Source organism: Wolbachia endosymbiont (group B) of Sphaerophoria taeniata, assembly GCF_947179355.1.
Taxonomy (GTDB): domain Bacteria; phylum Pseudomonadota; class Alphaproteobacteria; order Rickettsiales; family Anaplasmataceae; genus Wolbachia.
The window spans coordinates 361753-379096 of the sequence record NZ_CAMXAW010000002.1; the positions used below are offsets into that span (position 1 = coordinate 361753).

The 17344-nt window shown below is 35.5% G+C and carries 14 protein-coding genes and 2 pseudogenes; 15 read left to right on the plus strand and 1 reads right to left on the minus strand.

The annotated features are described in order from the left end of the window. The first annotated feature begins 19 nt into the window (after positions 1-19). From wmk to ONG75_RS02925, 10 genes and pseudogenes are all read left to right on the plus strand, one after another. Positions 20-934, plus strand: coding sequence for a WO male-killing family protein Wmk (wmk, locus tag ONG75_RS02880; protein ID WP_264375735.1), 915 nt, complete (start codon positions 20-22; stop codon positions 932-934). Between the two features lie 186 nt (positions 935-1120). After that, positions 1121-1789 (plus strand): JAB domain-containing protein, encoded by a 669-nt coding sequence (locus ONG75_RS02885; protein WP_264375736.1) that lies wholly within the window; start codon positions 1121-1123, stop codon positions 1787-1789. A gap of 274 nt (positions 1790-2063) precedes the next feature. Beyond that, on the plus strand, positions 2064-2840 hold the full coding sequence (locus tag ONG75_RS02890) for a hypothetical protein (RefSeq protein WP_264375737.1): 777 nt from the start codon (positions 2064-2066) through the stop codon (positions 2838-2840). Positions 2841-2875: 35 nt separating this feature from the next. Then, entirely contained in the window at positions 2876-3007 is a 132-nt protein-coding gene (locus ONG75_RS02895) for a hypothetical protein (RefSeq protein ID WP_255521118.1), read from the plus strand. Positions 3008-3262: 255 nt separating this feature from the next. Beyond that, the gene (locus ONG75_RS02900) at positions 3263-5017 is read left to right on the plus strand and encodes a reverse transcriptase domain-containing protein (protein ID WP_214303292.1); all 1755 of its coding nucleotides are present in this window, start codon (positions 3263-3265) and stop codon (positions 5015-5017) included. Between the two features lie 77 nt (positions 5018-5094). Continuing rightward, positions 5095-5871 (plus strand): annotated as a pseudogene (locus ONG75_RS02905) (IS110 family transposase); the annotation flags it as partial. A gap of 246 nt (positions 5872-6117) precedes the next feature. Further along, positions 6118-7500 carry an IS66 family transposase gene (tnpC, locus tag ONG75_RS02910; protein WP_264375454.1) on the plus strand — a complete coding sequence of 461 codons (1383 nt, stop codon included), beginning with the start codon at positions 6118-6120 and terminating at the stop codon, positions 7498-7500. Positions 7501-7591: 91 nt separating this feature from the next. Beyond that, a complete protein-coding gene (locus ONG75_RS02915; RefSeq protein ID WP_264375534.1) occupies positions 7592-8536 on the plus strand; it encodes an IS110 family RNA-guided transposase in 945 nt (314 codons plus the stop codon). A 223-nt stretch (positions 8537-8759) separates the two neighbouring features. Further along, a pseudogene (locus tag ONG75_RS02920) lies at positions 8760-9431 on the plus strand (terminase gpA endonuclease subunit); the annotation flags it as partial. A gap of 244 nt (positions 9432-9675) precedes the next feature. Beyond that, the gene (locus ONG75_RS02925) at positions 9676-11019 is read left to right on the plus strand and encodes an IS110 family RNA-guided transposase (protein WP_264375423.1); all 1344 of its coding nucleotides are present in this window, start codon (positions 9676-9678) and stop codon (positions 11017-11019) included. 7 nt (positions 11020-11026) lie between these two features. Here ONG75_RS02925 and ONG75_RS02930 read toward each other — a convergent pair. Continuing rightward, positions 11027-11819, minus strand: a protein-coding gene (locus tag ONG75_RS02930) for an IS5 family transposase (RefSeq protein WP_264375461.1) whose coding sequence is annotated in 2 segments (ribosomal slippage) — positions 11027-11554 and positions 11556-11819 — 792 coding nt in all. Because the reading frame shifts where the segments join, the coding sequence is not laid out codon by codon here. Positions 11820-12171: 352 nt separating this feature from the next. On the opposite strand from ONG75_RS02930, the gene ONG75_RS02935 reads away from it, so the two are divergent. From ONG75_RS02935 to ONG75_RS02955, 5 genes are read left to right on the plus strand one after another with little or no spacing between them, the layout of a single operon-like run. Next, positions 12172-13515 (plus strand): IS110 family RNA-guided transposase, encoded by a 1344-nt coding sequence (locus ONG75_RS02935; RefSeq protein WP_264375423.1) that lies wholly within the window; start codon positions 12172-12174, stop codon positions 13513-13515. A 13-nt stretch (positions 13516-13528) separates the two neighbouring features. Further along, complete coding sequence (gene gpW / locus ONG75_RS02940; RefSeq protein WP_264375738.1) at positions 13529-13744, plus strand: gpW family protein; 216 nt, start codon at positions 13529-13531, stop codon at positions 13742-13744. Between the two features lie 26 nt (positions 13745-13770). After that, positions 13771-14802, plus strand: coding sequence for a PDDEXK nuclease domain-containing protein (locus ONG75_RS02945; RefSeq protein WP_264375739.1), 1032 nt, complete (start codon positions 13771-13773; stop codon positions 14800-14802). Next, positions 14802-16214: a phage portal protein gene (locus tag ONG75_RS02950; protein WP_264375740.1), complete on the plus strand. Its 1413-nt coding sequence runs from the start codon at positions 14802-14804 to the stop codon at positions 16212-16214. Before ONG75_RS02945 ends, ONG75_RS02950 begins: the two co-directional genes overlap by 1 nt. Before the next feature lie 14 nt (positions 16215-16228). Then, complete coding sequence (locus ONG75_RS02955; RefSeq protein WP_264375741.1) at positions 16229-17308, plus strand: S49 family peptidase; 1080 nt, start codon at positions 16229-16231, stop codon at positions 17306-17308. Positions 17309-17344: the final 36 nt, after the last annotated feature.

Sequence of the window (17344 nt, forward strand, 5' to 3'; positions counted from 1 at the left end):
ATATAATATCTATTTCTGTATGGCAAAGTATACTACTATCTCTCTAAGATACCAAATAGCACAAAAAGTAAGGAGCTGGAGGTTAAAACAAAAATATACCCTGAAGGATTTAGTAGGCAAAACAGGCATAAACTATCATACACTGCTAAGATATGAGCAAGGAACATGTGGCATTCCAATTGAAAGGCTAAAAGTGATAGCAGAAGCGTTATCAATTCCTATTAGAAATCTCTTTCCTGGGCGAAGAGTACTAAAAGAAGATAGTTGTTTTGACAAAGCTAAGACCGAGGAAATGTATAATTTCATAGAAAAAACAGGAGGACACAAAGCAATTTATGCATTAACCAAATCTATCCGAGCTGAAGAAGAAAGTAATATAAAAGCAGCAAGAATAAGAATTGCAAAGAATCTAGTTAAAGCAGGGTTTGATAATGACATTATCTACCGAGCAACAGGCTTATCAACCGAAGAATATGCTGATAAAGAGAGATACGAGCCAAACGGAAGACAAGAGATAAAAAAGTGGAGGATAATAAGGGGGTATACGCAAGAAGAATTAGCAAAAAAGCTTAATGTAGGGCCCTCACAGATACATCACTATGAACAAGGTAGCGGTACTCTTTTTAGTGAAAGGTTGTGGGAAATAGCAAGGGAATTATCAGTGGACGCTGAAGATTTGATAAAAGAAGAAGATAATTATGAAGATGGTGAAGGAGAAAATGAATTATTAAGTTTGGCAAGAGAATATAGAAAAATTGACAATCAAGAATCACGAGATGAGCTAAATATATGGGTAGAATTTTTATTGCAAAGAAAGCAAATTTACAAAGAGAAGATTAATAAAATAGAGGGAATGAAAGTTGCAAATAATTTACTTCAGTTAGGTTTTTCTACTGATGTTATTTCTAAAATAGTAACAACTTCTTTTACATAAAGAATTAATTTTCAATTAGATAAAAACAAGTATCTATTAACATCTTAACTTATTGATGAAAAAATAAGTAAAAAAGATTGAAAAATTGATTTGACTTCACTCGGAAGCTATGGCTTTATGCCAATGCTGATAAAAAACAGCAGTAAATAATTAAAAACAATTTGTTATTAACGAGGAGTATATTTTATGAATAATAGTGAAAAACTTACAGAAGAAATAGAGAGAGTATTACAGAGTGGAGGAGGAAGTGCTCTATTTGATCGTGAGATAGTGTCAGTGCTTCTAGGAGCAGTTCATGACAGAAAGCAAGCACAAGATGTTACTAAAACTCTAATGGATAATTGCCCAGGAATAGGAGAAATTTTGGGACGAGAAATCGATGATCTGAAAATGATAGAAGGGATGACCGAACATGCAGCTGCAGCAATTGAATGTGTTAAAGAAGCTTATAAGAGGGCACTCAGAGAAGGATTAAAGAGAGGCCCGGTAATGGATAGCCAAGAAAAGCTGATAGAGTATGTAAGGGTAAACATAGGCTTTTCAGCAAAAGAAGCTGTCCAGATAATATACTTGGATAAACAGCACCGTCTGATAAGAGATGAAGTGTATTTTGGTACAATAGATGAAGTACACCTGTCTGAAAGGAAAGTGGTAAAAAAGGCATTATCAATGGAAGCAGCATCGATAATATTATCCCATAATCATCCAGGAGGGAGTTTAGAACCATCAGAAGATGATAAAGTAATGACTAGAGAATTAGTGTCAGCATGTCAAGGAGTGGGAATTGAACTAGAGGATCACATTATTATGACAGACAAAGGATATTGCAGTTTTAAGGAAAGAGAGCTGTTATAAACCAAATTTCAATTACTTGAGAAGTTTAGCTACCACACAGTAGCAAAAAAACTTAGTCAAGAATCTGAAGAGCAAGAGCTGCATAATATAAAAGATCTTTGTATAGCTTGTATATTAAGTCATAATTAAAGAATAAAAGCCATAGAAAAGCTATTCTTTTATTATAAATAGTTGCAAGATATACAAGATCTTTTTATAATTTGCGTATTAAGTTAATTATAAAGCAATAAATTGCTCTATAGACTTGAATAATATGCTTAATATGAGAGGTTATATGAATACTAAAAAAACAGTATCATTTGATGATACAGATGGAAATACTTATGAGTTAATCATTGATTCTAAAAAGCTACCAAAAGGACTATATAGTGCTATTGAAGGTATAAGGCGTACTGGTAAGAAAACCCAGCAGTCTGTATTTGTAGATGAGACCGATAATAAACCGAAAATATTTGATGATAAAAGCTGGTTTGAGAAGCCCGAAGGTGTGCCTTCCCCTAGCGATGTTTCTGAAAAATCAATCAATCTTGGAGAAGGACGTGGAGTTTATAACAAAAAATCTTCAAATCGTCAAAGTCTAAATCCGTTTATTCCAGCCTTAAGCAAGATAGAGCCAAGTGCGAGTGAAAATGCAAAATTAAGATGGTTTAAAAATGCAGTAGTAAAGGCAAAGAGCGCAGACGAACTGAACAAAGTGATAGATCAAGCACTAAGTACTGGAATCAGGATAAATGCGTATAGCGAAGGACAGAAGAGTTTTGCTGATACAGTAATATCGAAAATGCCTTTGATTAAATGCAAAGAAAATGAAAAGGAAGACATGATATGTGAATTGATGCTAAATGGAGCAATATTTAGTTACGATCTATTGCAGGATAAGGGAATAAGTGAAATGCATAACAAACTGTATCAAGAGATTCGTCCACAGATAGATGAGTGGCTTAAAGAACTGAGAGAAATCGGTGAAAGTGCCATTGAAAATGAAGGAATCATAGAAGACGTGGAAATGGATAATCAGACGTTTGTGCGACCCGAAGTTGCGATTTTGTGATGGTTAGATTCCATCTTCCCTAGACATCAGGGATAATGTATGTCTCACATTTTAAAGAATGGCAACCTTTAGGATGCAAGCATGAGATAAAAGCAGGTAATGCTAAACCTTATAGCAAACTCCTGCAAACAGAGTTAGATATGGTTACGAGAGAAACTTATGATTGAATTGTCGTTATATTGAATATGCGAAATTAAGGTTGTTTTACGCATAGACCAAAATGGTATGAAGCATACGAGGAATTAAAGTTAGATGTCTTTGATTATAGATGTTCTCAGCTTCCGGTAAAAAGTAAGAACCTAAGTCTAACACGAAACAAAATCGTGAAACGGGATAACCATATAGGTGCTCTTATATTCATTTGAATGTAAGTAGGCAGCCAGCCATAAGCACTTACATTGGAGGGATTGTCCAAGAAGCTAATGCCCAAAGTAATATTTGGGATATGCAGACGTGGACACTATAATTTGGAAGGTAAAGTGGTGAATAGTAGTAAATATGTTATAGACCAACAATTTGTTAGGTATGAATGGAATACAATTCCTTGGCGTAAAGTTGAGAAATTTGTATTTAAGCTACAAAAGCGAATTTACCAAGCTGCAATATGTAATGATAAGAAGAAGGTACATAAACTTCAAAGATTATTACTCAATTCAATAAGTGCAAAACTACTTGCTGTCAGAAAAGTAACTCAAGATAACAGAGGGAAGAAAACTGCAGGTATTGATGGAAAAGCAAATCTTAATCATAAAGAAAGATTGCAATTAGCATATTCTTTAAATGTTAGAGAAAAAGCGAAACCATCAAAACGTGTTTGGATTCCAAAACCTGGAAAACCAATAGAATATCGCCCTCTTGGTATACTTACTATCTCAGATAGGGCAAAAGAAACACTTATGAAAATGGCACTAGAGCCAGAGTGGGAGGTAGGATTTGAACCGAACATGTATGGTTTTAGACCTGGTAGGTCATGTCATGATGCTATTGAAGCCATATTTAATTCACTGAATTGGAAAACAGCGTACTGTTTAGATGCTGATATTTCTGGATGTTTTGATAATATTAATCAAAATGCTCTGTTGGAAAAACTTAACACTACACCAACCTTTAGAAGAATTATAAAAGGATGGTTAAGAGCTGGAGTAATGGAAAACAGAAAATTTGAATCCACAAAACGTGGTACAATTCAAGGAGGGACGATCTCACCGTTACTTGCTTGTGTTGCATTAAATGGATTAGAACAATATATCAAAGAAACGTTATGGAGTGAACTTCTTCAATATAGGAAGATGAAATGTGGTGTTGCAAGCAGTAGAGAAGCAAAAAGCTCATTAAGTGTAATTTTCTACGCAGATGACTTTATCATCATACATGAGAGTAAGGAAATCATTCTGAAGGCAAAAATGATAGTTGAAGAATGGCTCAAAACCATTGGACTAGAATTGAAACCTTCAAAAACAAAGATTTCTCATACTCAAAATGGAGAAAAGCCAGGATTTAATTTTCTTGGTTTCTCAATAAGGCATTACTCTACGAAAAATAATAAGAGGGGTTATAAATTATTAGTCAAACCAAGTCGTGAATCCAGAAAACAGCATACACTCACTATAAAACATAAGATTAGAGGATTAAGAGGATCAACACAAGAAACAGTAATAAGACAGCTTAACCCAATTACTAGAGGGTGGAGCAAATATTATTCTTCGGTTGTGTCAAACAAGACCTTTAGGTTTATTGACAGTGTAATGTTTAGAAACATCTGGAAGTGGGCAGTCTACAGGCACCCAACTAAAGGAAAATACTGGATTAAAAATAAATACTTTAAAAAGTATAAAAACGATAATTGGCGATTTATGACAAATAACAAAGTTCTTCTTATTAAGCACGGAGATCATGCTATTAAAAGGCATGTCAAAGTGAAAGGAACCAAGTCTCCATATGATGGCGATTGGGTTTATTGGGGTAATCGTTTAAGGAAGATACCAGATAAACTACCAAGAGTAATAAAATTGTTGAAGTTACAACAAGGTAAATGTGGTCATTGTCAACTTTGGTTTAAAAATGATGATATCTTAGAAACACATCATATTGACCGAAACAGACGTAATAATATGAAAAAGAATTTATCCTTGTTACATGGACATTGTCACGATGAATTACATAGAAAGTGTGCATGACAAGCACCAAATTATAGAGGAGCCGTATGAGGCGAAAGTCTCACGTACGGTTCTGAAGTCGAGTGGGGAGAGGCGACTTTTCCCACTTAGATAACGGTTGGCAACAATTGTGTCAAAAGTTCTCAGATATCTTACCTAATTCTTTAGTGACTTTAGAAAATACAGGAAAATATGAGCTTGGTTTGTCACATTTTCTTATTGACAAGAATATCACCGTACATCGAGCTAATACCCGTAAAGTAAAAAGTTTTATTTTATCTCACGGAACTTTAGCAAAATCCGATAAATCAGATGCAAGAGCTCTTGCTCAATATGGATTTGAACGCCATAGAACTCTCTCTCTATTTGTACCTACTTCTGAAAAACAATCAACCTTGGTTGCACTTTGTCAACGTCGTGATGACATCACGCAAATGAGAACTCAGGAAAAATGTAGACTGGAAGCACCTGAAAACGACCATATAAGAGAAAGTTGTCAAAAAACTATTGAATTTTTTAATGGCCAAATAGATGAACTAAATAATACTATACAAAGAATCATTGATGAAAGTCATGAGTTACAAGAACATCAAAAAATCCTTAAAACAGTTCCTGGAATAGGTAAAAAGTTATCACAAGATTTTCTGTGTTTAATACCGGAGCTTGGTTACTTAAACAGAAGGGAAGTAGCAAGTCTTGCTGGAGTTGCACCTCATCCTAGGGAAAGTGGTAAAGCTGTTGGTTATCGAAGGATTATAGGTGGTAGAAGTAATGTCCGTAAAAAGCTTTTTACAGCTGCCATGTCTGCTGCAAGGTCCAAATCTGTACTTGGTGCCTTTTATTCTAAGCTTGTTGAAAGTTGTAAGTTAAAAATGTGATATAAAAGAGATAAGAGGGAAAGATAACCCTACTCACTATAGGAATAGGGCTATCACGGGCGTGTGCGACCGAATGAAAGTTGGTATTACAACCGTAGCCATCAAGGTAAACTAGCCCCATCTCTCGATACGTTTGAATAGTTGCATGGGACATATGTATGCACCGTATCCGTTCAGCGGAGTGGCAGAATAAGGTAGACAAGGTGATCTAAAAAGATAATCATAGAGCAAAAGTGAGGTAATGTGGTAAACCTTTTAGAGCTTTGCAAAAATTTACAGCAAAAAATAGAAAAGTTAGAAGCAAAAATAGAAAAGCTGGAAAGGGAGAATGAAAGTTTAAAAGCAGAGAACAAGGCTTTAAAGATAGAGAACGCTGAATTAAAGGAAAGGCTTGGTTTAAACTCGAAAAATTCATCTCTACCAAGCTCTAGAGAGTTGTACAAAATAAAAAAGGACAAGCCAAAGAGCGACAGAAACGTTGGTGGTCAGGTTGGTCATAAAGGAAGTTTTCGCGCCAAAATGGATGCAGATGAGGTGATAAAAGTAAAGTTGTCATCTACTTGTGAATGCGGAGGAGGGATTGCAATATGCAATGGACCGTACATTCATCAAAAAGTTGATCTTCCGGAAATTAGGCCTTATGTAGTGGAATATCAGATGGAGCATGGTCGTTGCCGGAGATGCGGAAAAAGAAGAAGCAGTAAGTTACCAGAAGGTGTTACGTCAGATACATTTGGTCCAAGGGTTAAGTCAATAATTGCAGCGTTCAGCGGATTCTACAAAAATTCAAAACGCGAAATAGCGAGTGTCGTAAATGATATCTTCAATTTGAACATAAGCGTCGTTAGCATATCAAATAGTGAACATAGAGTTGCTTCAAAATGCAAAAAAATGTATGAGCAGATCGAACAAGAGATAAGTAGGAGTAAAGTTCTACATATTGATGAAACGAGCCATTATAACAAAGGTAAACTCGCTTGGTGTTGGATGTTTGCAAGCAATACGGCAAGTTTTGTGAAGTTGACAGAGTCAAGAGGAATGAAAGTTTTAAAAAATAACGCATGCTGCAATCATAATAGCTTAGTGGTAACCGACAGGTACGCAGTATACAATTACTTTGCTGATGAAAAAAGGCAAATCTGCTGGGCACACTTAGCAAGGGATTTTGAAAGATTAGCGCATAGTTGGAATATTGAAGTCAAAGTTCTTGGCTGTTACTTAAGAAATGTAGCTACTGAATTATTTGCACTAAAAAAGGCTTTGCTAAAAAATGAGATAGATGTTTTTAGATTTGCCAGACGTGCCAGAAAGTTGCGAAAACGTACAAGGTATTACTTGAAGGAAATATCCTACTTACCTGAAGCAATTGGAGCCTCTCGAGTTGCGAAAAATATTTTGAAATCTGAAAGAATGATGTGGAATTTTTTAGATGACCCAAAAAACATTCCGCTGACAAACAACCATGCTGAACAGCAGATACGGCATTATGTCGTTTACCGCAAAAATTCGTATTTTACACAATCAAAGCGGGGAAATGCATTCCTTGAACGGATAATTTCGTTATACTTAACATGGAAACAAAGGGGTCTCAATCCTTTCCAAAACCTCTTATCTATTGTTTCTTAAACCACTCTCCTGAACGGATACTAGTTGCATGGGACATATGTATGCACCCGTTTACAATCTTAAATTAATTAAACTATCGAGGTTATTTATTATGATTACATCTTATCAAAATTTCATTGGCATTGATATCGGAAAATTTAAAAATGTTGCTGCAGCTTATAACCAAAGGAGCGCTATCAAGTTTGACAATGATGCTACTGGTTGGCAACAGTTGTTTCAAAAATTTTCAGATATCCTACCTAATTCTCTAGTAACTTTAGAAAACACTGGAAAATATGAGCTTGGCTTAGCACATTTTCTTGTTGATAAGAATGTTGCTGTACATCGAGCTAATACTCGTAAAGTAAAAAGTTTTATCATATCACATGGAACTTTAGCAAAGACAGATCAATCAGATGCAAGAGCCCTTGCTCAATATGGTTTTGAACGCTATAGTGCTCTATCTCTATTTGTGCCTATGTCAAAAGAACAAACCGCCTTAGTTGCACTCTGTCAACGTCGTGATGACATTACGCAAATGAGAACTCAAGAGAAATGTAGGCTTGCAGCACCTGAAAACGACTATATAAAGGAAAGTTGCCAAAAAACAATAGACTTTTTTACCAGTCAGATAAATGAGTTCAACGATGCCATACAAAGAATTATTGATAAAAATCCAGAGTTACAAAAGCGTCAAAAGATCTTGAGAACAGTGCCAGGAATAGGTCTCAAGTTATCACAAGTTTTTGTGTATCTAATGCCAGAACTTGGCCACCTAAACAAAAAAGAAGTTGCAAGTCTTGCTGGAGTTGCTCCACATCCAAAAGAAAGCGGTAAAACTATTGGTTACCGAAGGATAACAGGTGGTAGAAGCAATGTTCGTGCAAAGCTTTTCACAGCTGCTATGGCTGCTGCAAGATCTAAATCTGCACTTGGTGCTTTTTATTCTGATCTTATTGGTAGAGGTAAAAAGAAGATGGTAGCTATAACAGCTCTAATGCGAAAAATCATAGTAATTGCCAATGCAAGACTTAAAGAAGCAATTAATATGAAATAAAAAAAATCTGTATAGAAAATAGGTTAACGAATATGTGCGTCTACACACATTTAAAGCACATATTCGTTAACCATAAAATCTAAGCAGTGCTTGCTGTTTGATATAAATTTCTTTCTGTATAAACTAGGGTTTTTGTTGCCAAAATACATTTTTCAATTGAATAAAAATACAAAATTATCAACAAATGAGACTAAATTCAAAAAATTTTAAAAAACATAGTTGATGGTCAATAGACTACCGAGTATTTGAAGGAGATACTGGGGGTGGAGAAGTATGGGGAAAACTCTCTGAGCTCTTAAATCATCATTTTATTGGTGAAAATGGGCTTGAGTACATGATAAGCATGATGGCAGTTGATGCAGGATATGCAACACAAGAAGTATACAACTGGGTAAGAGGTCATCAAGGATCTGGAAGAGTAATGGCAGTGAAAGGTGTAAATAAAGCCCTAGTACCACTTAGCAGCCCAAGTAGAGTAGATATAACAGTTGGTGGTCAAAAGCTAAAAAGAGGAATAAAGCTATGGCCAGTAGGAGTATCGATATTAAAGTCAGAGCTTTTTCAATTACTTAATATTTTGAAAGAAGAAGAGAAAGTGCCAGCAGGATATTGTCATTTTCCGGAGTATGCACCTGAATATTTTAAGCAGCTAACGGCAGAGCAATTAGTCAGCAAAGTAGTAAAAGGATACACCAAACAAGAGTGGCAAAAAGTAAGAGAAAGAAATGAAGTATTAGATTGCCGAATTTACGCAAGAGCAGCATCAATAGCACTGGGAGTAGACAGATGGCCAGAGAGTAAATGGAATAGTTTAAGTGAAAAACCAGAAAGTAAAAAATCAAAGAAAATAGTGAAAAGTAAGTGGATCAGCACCGGAACAGACAAAATCTGTTAAACCAGAAAGAAACGTCCTAATGCACATTGCAGTAATTTTTGGATATAATTTTATGAAGAAGTGCTTCTGCAGTTATAATCGAGTTCGCAATGGTGCAATAAATGCCCGTGGATCAGTATGATTTTGGAAGGGACGGTCAAACCATTGATGGAGCTTCTTAGCTACCTCGTTTAGAAGATTGTGTAATATAACCGCCCCAAGCTAAAGCACTTCTTCATTATAAGGTATATATAAGGGATTTTATATGGCAAAAGCAAAAAGTAAATTAGAAGTAGTGAATCCTAATGCAGCAGGGATTGATATTGGTTCATCTGTACATTATGCATGCGTACCAGAAGGGAGAGATAAACAACGCGTTCAAAAATTTGGGTGCTTTACAGTAGATCTTCATAACCTAGCAAAGTGGTTGAAAAAGTGTGAAGTTAGAACGATAGCCATGGAATCAACAGGAGTATATTGGATTCCTTTGTTTCAAATACTTGAATCATATGGATTCGAAGTTAAACTGGTAAATGCACGACATGTAAAAAATGTACCTGGAAGAAAATCAGACGTTCAAGATTGCCAGTGGTTACAGCAATTACATAGCTATGGGTTACTTCAAGGATCATTTAGGCCTGATAACCAAATTTGTGTACTACGTGGTTATAATAGACAACATGACAACCTGATAAAAAGTGCAGCTGTACACACTCAACGTATGCAAAAAGCATTAATTCAAATGAACATTCAATTACACAAGGTTATTAGTGATATTACAGGTGTAACTGGTATGCGAATCATTAAAGCAATAATTGCGGGTGAAAGAAACTCTAATAGATTGGCTGAATTGAGTGATAGACGAATAAAAAATGACAGATCAACCATAGCAAAAGCACTAACAGGTAACTATAGAGAAGAGCATTTGTTTACATTAAAGCAAGAATACGAAGCATATACTTTTTTTCAAGAGCAAATAAAAGAATGTGATAAAAGTATGGAAAACTATTATAAAACACTTGAAACAAGATCAAATGAAAATAAGCAATGCAGTAAAGTAAAGAGGTCTGCAGGAAACAAACCAAACTTTGCTGCACACGAAGAATTGTATCGAATAACTGGCATGGATTTCACCAAAGTTCCAGGGCTTAATACATCAAATATACAGACCATCCTCTCAGAAGTTGGTCTTAATGCTAATAAATGGCCATCAGAAAAACATTTTACTTCTTGGTTGGGATTATGTCCATTTAATAGGATTACAGGAGAAAGAGTGATTAGAAGTGGAACTCGTAAAGTAATTAACCGTGCTGCAAATGCTTTTCGACTTGCTGGTTATTCTATGTTGCACAGTAAAAGTGCATTAGGTGCGTACTGTAGAAGATTGAAAAATCGATTGGGAGCACCAAAAGCAATAACTGCTACAGCAAGAAAATTAGCATGTATTTTTTATCAAATGCTGAAATGTGGACAAGAATATGTAGAAAAAGGAATGGATTATTATGAAAAGTTATATAAGGAAAGAGTAGTAAAGAATCTGGGTAAAAAAGCCAATGAATTTGGTTATATCCTGATAAAAAAAGATGAGCTGATAGGGGAAGTTTCTTAGAGCCTGTTCATAATCTTTTGAGGAGTAAAGCAGTAAAGGCTAGAACAACCATTTGCAGGCTAGTATTGAGTTTCCGCTCGCAATTTTTCCACAATCGCCTACATTTTTCCAACCAAGCAAAAGATCTCTCAACAACCCATCTTTTCGGCAATACAGCAAAGATGTGTAATTCGCTGCGCTTTATCACTTCAACAGTTGCTCCAATAATATCTTTTATTTGAGTTGCAAATTTTTCTCCCGTATAACCCGCATCAACTAGTATATTTTGGACTTCAGAGAGGTTTTCTCTTGCATTTTTGATCATTTTTACAGCACTGCTACGGTCAGTTATTTCTGCTGTTGTGATATAAATTGCGTGTGGTAGACCTTGAGTATCAACTGCAATATGGCGTTTTATTCCTGAAATCTTTTTACCAGCATCATAGCCTTTTTCTTCAGCAGTATCTGCATTTTTTACGCTTTGTGCATCAATTATGCAGAAGCTGGTTTTTTCTTTCCGACCATTGTTTTGTCGAACTACGCCAACTATTTTTTTTTAATACCAGCTCCAGAACACTTTCTTTATTTGCATCTGCTTTTTCACTCCACTTCTTAAAATAGTCGTAACAATTCCGCCATTTTGGAAACTCTTTTGGTAACATTCTCCACTGGCATCCACTTTTTAGGACGTATAATACTCCACAAAATACATCATATAAATCAAGTGTTCTCGGCTTTGTTCTCTTCCTGCAAGACTCCAGATCTGCTACAATAATCTCAAACTTTTCTCGACTTATATCACTTGGATATAAATTTCGCATATCCTACTTTATATACTTTATCCTCTCATTCTATCCCTTTTTTGAGATCACGTACAGGTTCTTAGAAGAAGCAAATGGATCAGCACCGGAACAGACAAAATCTGTTAAACCAGAAAGAAACGTCCTAATGCACATTGCAGTAATTTTTGGATATAATTTTATGAAGAAGTGCTTCTGCAGTTATAATCGAGTTCGCAATGGTGCAATAAATGCCCGTGGATCAGTATGATTTTGGAAGGGACGGTCAAACCATTGATGGAGCTTCTTAGCTACCTCGTTTAGAAGATTGTGTAATATAACCGCCCCAAGCTAAAGCACTTCTTCATTATAAGGTATATATAAGGGATTTTATATGGCAAAAGCAAAAAGTAAATTAGAAGTAGTGAATCCTAATGCAGCAGGGATTGATATTGGTTCATCTGTACATTATGCATGCGTACCAGAAGGGAGAGATAAACAACGCGTTCAAAAATTTGGGTGCTTTACAGTAGATCTTCATAACCTAGCAAAGTGGTTGAAAAAGTGTGAAGTTAGAACGATAGCCATGGAATCAACAGGAGTATATTGGATTCCTTTGTTTCAAATACTTGAATCATATGGATTCGAAGTTAAACTGGTAAATGCACGACATGTAAAAAATGTACCTGGAAGAAAATCAGACGTTCAAGATTGCCAGTGGTTACAGCAATTACATAGCTATGGGTTACTTCAAGGATCATTTAGGCCTGATAACCAAATTTGTGTACTACGTGGTTATAATAGACAACATGACAACCTGATAAAAAGTGCAGCTGTACACACTCAACGTATGCAAAAAGCATTAATTCAAATGAACATTCAATTACACAAGGTTATTAGTGATATTACAGGTGTAACTGGTATGCGAATCATTAAAGCAATAATTGCGGGTGAAAGAAACTCTAATAGATTGGCTGAATTGAGTGATAGACGAATAAAAAATGACAGATCAACCATAGCAAAAGCACTAACAGGTAACTATAGAGAAGAGCATTTGTTTACATTAAAGCAAGAATACGAAGCATATACTTTTTTTCAAGAGCAAATAAAAGAATGTGATAAAAGTATGGAAAACTATTATAAAACACTTGAAACAAGATCAAATGAAAATAAGCAATGCAGTAAAGTAAAGAGGTCTGCAGGAAACAAACCAAACTTTGCTGCACACGAAGAATTGTATCGAATAACTGGCATGGATTTCACCAAAGTTCCAGGGCTTAATACATCAAATATACAGACCATCCTCTCAGAAGTTGGTCTTAATGCTAATAAATGGCCATCAGAAAAACATTTTACTTCTTGGTTGGGATTATGTCCATTTAATAGGATTACAGGAGAAAGAGTGATTAGAAGTGGAACTCGTAAAGTAATTAACCGTGCTGCAAATGCTTTTCGACTTGCTGGTTATTCTATGTTGCACAGTAAAAGTGCATTAGGTGCGTACTGTAGAAGATTGAAAAATCGATTGGGAGCACCAAAAGCAATAACTGCTACAGCAAGAAAATTAGCATGTATTTTTTATCAAATGCTGAAATGTGGACAAGAATATGTAGAAAAAGGAATGGATTATTATGAAAAGTTATATAAGGAAAGAGTAGTAAAGAATCTGGGTAAAAAAGCCAATGAATTTGGTTATATCCTGATAAAAAAAGATGAGCTGATAGGGGAAGTTTCTTAGAAGCGAGTAGTAAATGTATAACGAAGATTATCTAATTCAAGTCGAAGAAGCGATAAAGAAGCTGCAAAACGGAGAGCGAGTAGTATCAATTGCATATGGTGATCATGTGGTAAGATATGCTGAAGTAGATATAAATGATTTACTAAACTTAAGACAACGTATTAAAGCTGAGCTAAAGATTGCTGGAAAGAGGAAAATTGTTTTTTCAACGAGTAAGGGGATCATATAATAATAAAAATCGTTGAAAGGAACCATATGACAAAAATTGTAGCAAAAGAATATACAGAATTTTTAGAGCAGCTCAAAGAACAGATTGCTACTAGTCGTTATAAAGCAGCAAGGACAGTAAATAAAGAGCTGCTACTACTCTATCATTATATTGGAACGCAGATTCTAGAAAAACAAAAGAATCAAGGTTGGGGATCCAAAGTAATTGAGCAGTTAAGTAGAGACTTAAGGGCTGAGTTTCCAGAAATGAAAGGTTTTAGCACAAGGAATCTAAAATACATGAAGCAATTTGCAAGGGAATATCAAGATATTGAATTTGTGCAACAACTTGTTGCCCAATTGCCATGGGGACATAATGTATTTCTGATGGACTTAGTTCGGGACAAAGAAGCGAGGCTATTCTACATAAAAGAAGCTATAGCACATGGCTGGTCAAGAAACATCATGTTAATGCAGATTGAACTTGGGTTACATAAACGTCAGGGAAAAGCTATCACTAATTTTAAAGAGAAGCTACCTTTGCCTCAATCAGATTTAGCGCATTACACATTAAAGGATCCATATATTTTTGATTTTTTAAGTATAGGAAAGGATGCTCATGAAAGAGAAGTAGAAAAAGGGCTTGTAGGGCACATGGAGAAGTTTTTGCTAGAGCTAGGGGAAGGATTTGCATTTGTTGGTAGGCAGTTTCACTTAGATGTTGGTGATGAAGACTTCTTTGTTGATTTATTGTTTTACCATCTGAAATTACGTTGTTTTATAGTAATTGAATTGAAAGATAATAAGTTTAAACCAGAATACGCTGGTAAAATGAATTTCTACTTATCTGCAGTAGATAATTTACTCAAGCACTCAACAGATCAACCGTCTATAGGATTAATCCTATGTAAATCGAAAAATAACGTGCTTGCTGAGTATACATTGCAAGATATGACCAAACCGATAGGCCTTGCTGAATATCGAATAACTGAAAACCTACCAGAGGAGATAAAAACAGCGCTACCAACAATAGAAGAGCTAGAGGCTGAATTATTGAAAATTTCAGATAAGGAAAAGTAATGCTATTAAAGTCATTTAAACAATTATTCCACAAGCCAAAGATAAAAAGCTCAGCGTGGGATGGAGCAGGCTCAGGAAGAAGATTTTTTCACTTTCAACCAGAGTCAGGAAGTATAAACAATTTGCTGTCTCAAAACCTTGAAACTTTACGTAGTAGATCACGTGATATGGTGAGAAAAAATCCATATGCAGCAAATATTATTGATACAATAGTAAGTAACTCTATTGGAACAGGAATAAAGCCGCAATCAAAAGCAAGGAATGGGGCATTTCGAAAGAAGGTGCAAGAATTATGGCTAAAATGGACAGATGAAGCAGACAGTAGCGGAGTAAGTGATTTTTATGGATTACAAGCTTTAGTATGCAGAAGTATGATAGAGGGAGGAGAATGTTTTGTAAGATTAAGAACAAGAAAACGAGAAGATGGTCTTTGTGTGCCGTTGCAATTGCAAGTACTTGAGTCTGAACATTTAGACAATAAAACAAATCAAACTTTAGCAAATGGTAATGTAATAAGAAACGGGATTGAGTTCAATAGACTTGGGCAAAGAGAAGCATATTACTTATTTAGAGAACATCCAGGAGAAGGCTCATTTGGAGAATCAGTGAGAGTACCAGCAAACGATGTTTTACATATCTATAGACCATTAAGACCTGGGCAAATTAGAGGAGAGCCATGGCTTTCAAGTATACTGCTAAAGCTCTATGAACTTGATCAATACGATGATGCAGAGCTGGTAAGAAAGAAAACAGCAGCGATGTTTGCAGGGTTTATCACAAGACTTGATCCTGAGGCAAATATTTTAGGAGAAGGTGAAAGTAATGAGCAAGGAGTAGCATTATCAGGTTTAGAGCCAGGAACAATGCAGCTTTTAGACCCAGGAGAAGATATAAAATTTTCAGAGCCGTCTGATGTTGGAGGAAGTTATGAAGCATTCATGAGACAGCAGCTAAGGGCAATAGCAATAGGCACAGGAATAACATATGAGCAACTAACAGGAGATTTAACAGGCGTTAATTATTCATCCATTCGAGCGGGATTAATAGAGTTTCGTCGTCGATGCGCTATGCTGCAACATAACATTATGGTATTCCAGTTTTGCAGACCAGTATGGAGTAGATGGCTAGAGTTAGCAGTACTTTCTGGAGAACTCTGTATAGATGAAAAAGTAGTAAAAGCAGCGAAAGAAGAAGTAAAATGGATACCACAGGGATTTGATTGGGTGGATCCTTTAAAAGATCAACAAGCACAGCAAATGGCAGTAAGGAATGGATTTAAGAGTCGATCGGAAGTAGTATCAGAAATGGGTTACGATGTTGAAGAAATTGACCAAGAAATAGCAGAAGATCAAAAGCGTGCTGATTCTCTCAACCTTTTCTTTGATTCTGATGTCAGGACACAAACAAAATAAGTCTCGTTTACTTTATGGAAATTTTACAAACCAACTGGCTATGTAGGCCGATGATGATAGAGCAAAAAAGCTTTGACCTGTTGTCACTATATAACGGAAAACAACCTATCTTGAAAAATATAAAACATGCAGTAAATCAGAATATAGAAAAAACAGCAGTAATAGCAATACATGGAATTTTGACCAAAAAACCAGGGGCTTTTGACGATTTTCTGGGAATGACATCATATGAGAAAATTCAAGAAGAAATAGAAGAAGCATTATCAAACAAAGATATAGAAACTATTCTGCTTGATATAGATAGCCCCGGAGGAGAGGTAAACGGTATATTTGACCTAGCTGACTTTATTTATGAATCAAGAGCAAAAAAGAGGATAATAGCGATAGCAAATGATGATGCATACTCTGCTGCATATGCTATAGCTTCAAGCGCTGAGAAGGTATTTGTGAGCAGAACTTCTGGTGTTGGCAGTATTGGAGTAATAGCAAGTCATATAGATCAAAGTGGGTTTGATGAAAAACAGGGAATAAAATATACCACAGTATTTGCAGGAAGTAGAAAAAATGATTTAAATCCACATGAGCCAATGACGTCTGAAAGTCTGGAAAGCTTACAAAAAGAAGTAGACCGACTATATGAAATGTTTGTGCAGCTAATAGCGAGGAACAGAGGTCTTTCAATTGAAAAGATTCGATCAACAGAGGCAGGGCTATATTTTGGCGAGAGAGCAATAGAAATAGGCCTTGCAGACGGAATTACAATTCTTTCATCTATTAATAAAAACAGGAGTATTACTATGAATGAACAAACTACAACTGACCTAGAAACTGATAATTTAACTAATAAAATCAAAAATGACAGTTATCATGCTGAAGTTCTTGAATTAATACGTTTATGCAACTTATCACGAATGCCAGAGAAAATAGGAGAATTTATAGAGCAGAATGTTAGCAGCAAACAAGCACAAGAAATATTAATGTCGATACTTGCAGAACGAACAATGAAGACTGAAATTTTAAGCACATTACCACAGAATTCGTCAGAAGATTTAATGATGCAGGTAGCAAGAAGTCGTGCACAATCTGGCATTTAGAATATTCGTAGTATAACAAAAGTAAAAAATAAAGGG